This window comes from Actinomycetes bacterium (genome assembly GCA_036510875.1).
GTDB lineage: Bacteria > Actinomycetota > Actinomycetes > Prado026 > Prado026 > DATCDE01.
In genome coordinates this window covers 1-4,345 of the sequence record DATCDE010000075.1, presented here as the reverse complement: position 1 = coordinate 4,345, position 4,345 = coordinate 1, and the positions used below count along the sequence as shown (strand labels likewise).

Genomic DNA, 4,345 nt, shown 5'->3' with positions numbered 1-4,345 from the left:
AGGACGACGACGTCGAAGTGCTCCATGAGCTTCTCCTCGATCGGGATCGCTCAGGTCAGGCGTGCTGGTCTGCGACCGGGTCTGGTTGAACAGACCACTCGGCGGGTTCGTCGTCGGTGTCGGCGTCGGCGATCGTCTTCGACTGCTGCACCTTGCCTGGCGTGTGGTGCTGCGGTGCGTAGACGGTGTAGACCTGCATGGGCTCGGCGCCGATATTGGTGACGTTGTGCCAGCTGCCGGCCGGAACGAGGACGCACCAGCCGTCGGTCACCTCCTGGTCGAAGGTCAGGTTCTCCTTGGCCGGCCCCATCTGGGCGCGACCGCGACCGCGTTCGAGCCGAATGAACTGATCGGTCTCACCGTGCTTCTCCAGTCCGATGTCGCTGTTGACCGGAATCGACATGACAGTGACCTGCAGGTAGGGACCGCTCCAAACCACGGCGCGGTAATCGGGGTTCTCGAGCGTCTCGGTCTCCAGGTCGAACGCCTGGGGACGGGGACCGATGTCTGCGATGCTCATGCTTCGACACTAGCCCTGCACAGGCACTCGCGGACTTGTCGAGGTGAACCGCTCCGGGTTCTGTGGAGTTCGGTTCGATACAAGCCTGTGGGGTAGCTGCGCGGCGGTGCCCGTAGTAGATCGGGCTGCTCCAGGAGCGCCCGTCCGCAGGGGCGAAGTCCTGACCGAGCGGCTGCAAGGCGCCCTGAGCAGCGGCGCCAGCATCGAGCAGGCTGAGGGTGCCATCGCGCGGATGAGGTCCGGCAGCATCGACGAAGCGTTCACGCTCCCGAGCGTTTCCGCCGGGATCACAGCCTGCACCAGAGCGTCGTCGCGGAGGCAGTCGTCAAGGACCCGCGGCCGATCAGGGGTCTCACCGCCGCCTGACAGCGTCGAGGGAACCCGTCCAGCCGGAAGTTGTGCGCCGCTGGTCATGCGCATAGTGTCGATGTGTTGCCCTGGACCCCGGTGACGCGTCCAAGGACGCCTGGCTGACCAGGGATCTTGTGTGCGTTTCCTGGACCGTCGTGACGTTCGGTGCCCCAGCCGGACAGGAGCCACTGCCGTGACCGCAGCGACATCGATTTGGTTGGCGGACTGTCAGCCCACGGTCCCGAGGTCAGCGATCCCCACCGATCGAAGTCCCGTCTGGGGTACCGATGTGCTCGTCGTCGGGGCGGGGATCACCGGGCTACTCGTCGCCCTGAACCTGGCCGAATCGGGCATGAAAGTCACGGTCGTTGATGCCGGCAGTTTCGGCGACAACACCTCGACCCACAGCACCGTCAAGCTCACGGCCGCCCACGGCACCACCCTGGCCAGCATCGCCAGTAGGGCAGGCGCTGAAGCTGCCGTCCGATACGGCGCCGCGAATGCCATTGGCCTGCAGCGACTTCGCGAGACGATCGGCCGATACAACATCGCCTGCGACCTGACCGATGACGTGCACTTCGTCTACACGGCACGGGAGGAGGGGCGCGCCGACCTGGTCGAGACGGCACGGCTGTCGACTCTGGCTGGCATACCCACCCTCGCGGACGGGGAGCTGCCGATCCCCGTCGATGCGGTTTCGGTGTTGCGACATGAGGGCCAGGCGCTGGTCCAGCCCGCGGCACTGCTCAACGGCCTCACGTCGGCCTGTGCAGCGCTCGGGGTGTGGTTCCTGCCCACGTTGTCGGCGTTGACCGTTGAGTCCGAGGAGTCGAGCCTCCGCGTCGGGTTGTCCGACGGATCGTTCGTCGTTGTCGGCAACGTCGTCGAGGCAAGCCACATGCCATTCCTGAACCGTGCGGGTGCCTTCGCCCGACTGGTGCCCCACAGAGCCTTCGCCCTAGCGGGCGCCCTCCCGCCCGGTGCACTCGCTGGCACCACCTACACCTCGGATGACCCCACGCGGTCGACCCGGGTGGTGCTCCGAGAAGGCCGCCCGTGGCTTGTCGCGGTGGGCGAGCACCAACTCGTGGGCCGCGGTGGTCCCTCCAGCGCCATGGCCGACAATCTGGCGCGGTGGGTCCGTGAAGTCTTCGACGTCCAGGACGTCCGATTCGCCTGGTCGGCCCAGGACCTGCACAGCGCCGACCACCTCCCCATGGTCGGCCAGGTCGGCGGTGATCCTCGTATCCTCATGGCCACCGGATTCGGCGGATGGGGGTACACGAACGCGGCAGCCGCTGCGGATGTGATCCACTCACTGGTGACGGGGACCGATCCCAGTCCATGGGCTGCCGACTGGGATCCCAGACGTACCGGCTTGCCGGGGAGCCTGCCCGGCTTGGTTGCTACGGGTGTGGAAGTTGCGGCCTGTTTCGTCGGAGATCGCATCCGATCCCTGACCGGTGCGAAGGACTCCGCCCTCGAACCCGGGCAGTCCGGCGTGCGTCGCGAAACCGAACGCACCGTCGCCCGCTACCGAGATCGCGCGGGCGACCTTCACGAAGTCGACGCGAGATGCACCCACTTGGGATGCCTTGTGAGATGGAACGACGAGGACTTGAGCTGGGACTGCCCCTGCCACGGTTCACGCTTCTCGCCCGACGGTGACGTCCTCGAGGGCCCAGCGCACACCCCCTTGGAGCGCATCCCGAAACCGTCGTCGTAGTCATCGCCATCAGAGTCGTGGGGTGTCGCGTTGAGTGCCACCTCTGGCTCTACCGGGCGCGCAGCGGTGTTCTGGCGAATCGACAACGTCTGCTTGGCCTCAGATCCGAACCCGCGGCCGGGCATGTAGTCCAGCCCGAACCAGAGTGCAGGCGGTCTTCGGGCCAAGAGTCGAGAAGCTCCGCCGGCGACCTTTTGCCCCGGTGCCCGAGTCTGTTTCGTTGGAGATGCGATTTCTTCAAGCCGAGTGAGCAACCCCGTATCCCCATGACCCGCCGGACCGCTTGACGAGGTGGCGGGGGGCAGAGTCCACTCCTCGTCCTCAGTTGCAGGGAGGTTTCGCGACGGATCAAGATTCGTTTAGTGCCAGGGAGTTCCAGCCCAGGTCCGGGAAGCCGGCTGCCGCCGCGATCCGTCCGGATGCCTCGTTGTCGGGCAGGTGAAGGTAGGTCGGCACGACTCCACGTGACAGCAAGGACGCGGCGGCTTGTGCGACCAGGAGTCGAGCAAGACCTTTACCGCGGGCCTCGGGAACCGTCCCGACGCTGAGCTCGTGCACCAGGTGGTCGTGGCGCTTGATGCCGACACCGGCGAGGTGACGGCCCCGGTCGTCGGTGGCGACGAGTACGTCGCCACCGAAGGGACGTAGCCACTCGGGGACGTCGTGGTGGGTGGCCGGGAGCCACTGTCCGATACGGGGGAGTTCAGTGGGTGCGTTCGTCCAGCGGTAGACGCGTCGCTCCACAGTCCGCTCGGGCATCCCGAGCAGAGCCGGAAGGACGTCGACCGGGCCGTCGGTGCCCAGCAGTGTCGAGGCCGCGTAGGCCGCATCGGGCGGAAGGCTGACGACGCAGCGCCCGGCTGGGTCCACCAGACCGGTGAGCAGCTCGGGACGTCCGTCCCAACCCGCGCGGGCGACGCGCGGGTTGGCGATGACGACAAGCCCTGGTCGCGTCGGGACTGCGCCGGCCCAGCTGCGCACGTGACGTACCAGCGGCACGGGCATGGCCTCGGACATCAGGGTGACGGTCATGACGGCTCCTCGACAGAGGTGGATCGGATGTCATCGACGCTAGGGAGATGGGCGGGTGGTCGAACCGGTGGAATCACCAGGTTCGTGACGCACTGCGACGTAGGAATCTCTCTCCTCGCACGTGAGCACCACCGCGTCGGCAGCAGGTCCGTCCGGATCGTCGGGACGGACCTGCTGCGAGGGCGTGCAACCGAGAAGCCCCGCAGGGGAGGGACCTACCCGGGTCAGTAGCTGGCTCAGTGGTGCATGTGGGCGACGGCACCGGCCGCCTGGCGAGTCGCGGGCAGCTTCGTGACTGCCGCGACGACGACGGCGACGGCGAGAAGGGCCGCACCCACCATCCCTCGGCCGAAGGCGTCTCCGGCACCGGCAGCGGTCGCGAGGCTGCCGCCGGTGGCGGCGACGGCGGAGATGATCGCCACGCCGAGAGCTGCCCCGACCTCGTGGCCGGTCATCAGGAAGCCGGAGGCCATCCCGGCGTGCTGCGCAGGGATTCCGTTCATCGCCGTCATGGAAACCGACACGAACACCAGGCCGATGCCGAAGCCGAGGAGCAGCAGACCGGGCAGCAGGTCGGTCACGTAGTGCGCTGTCGCGGGCGACCTGGATAGCAGCAGCGCGCCGGCGACCGTCAGAGCCAGGCCCACCCCGGCGATCCAGCGAGCGGCGACCACGGCGGCGAGGTGGCTGGCGGAGTGCGCGGCGCCGGCCATGGC

Annotated in this window: 4 protein-coding genes; 1 reads left to right on the top strand and 3 read right to left on the bottom strand. The window is 67.6% G+C overall.

Annotation, left to right across the window (positions count from 1 at the left end):
• Positions 1-55: 55 nt before the first annotated feature.
• Positions 56-520 (bottom strand): cupin domain-containing protein, encoded by a 465-nt coding sequence (locus VIM19_04160; GenBank protein ID HEY5184103.1) that lies wholly within the window; start codon positions 518-520, stop codon positions 56-58.
• A 640-nt stretch (positions 521-1,160) separates the two neighbouring features.
• Here VIM19_04160 and VIM19_04155 point away from each other — a divergent pair.
• Entirely contained in the window at positions 1,161-2,597 is a 1,437-nt protein-coding gene (locus tag VIM19_04155; GenBank protein HEY5184102.1) for an FAD-dependent oxidoreductase, read from the top strand.
• Positions 2,598-2,945: 348 nt separating this feature from the next.
• On the opposite strand, the gene VIM19_04150 is transcribed toward VIM19_04155, so the two are convergent.
• Together VIM19_04150 and VIM19_04145 are read right to left on the bottom strand one after the other, a co-directional pair.
• The gene (locus VIM19_04150; GenBank protein ID HEY5184101.1) at positions 2,946-3,629 is read right to left on the bottom strand and encodes a GNAT family N-acetyltransferase; all 684 of its coding nucleotides are present in this window, start codon (positions 3,627-3,629) and stop codon (positions 2,946-2,948) included.
• 236 nt (positions 3,630-3,865) lie between these two features.
• The coding region (locus VIM19_04145) for an MFS transporter (protein ID HEY5184100.1) at positions 3,866-4,345 on the bottom strand (480 nt) is incomplete at its 5' end.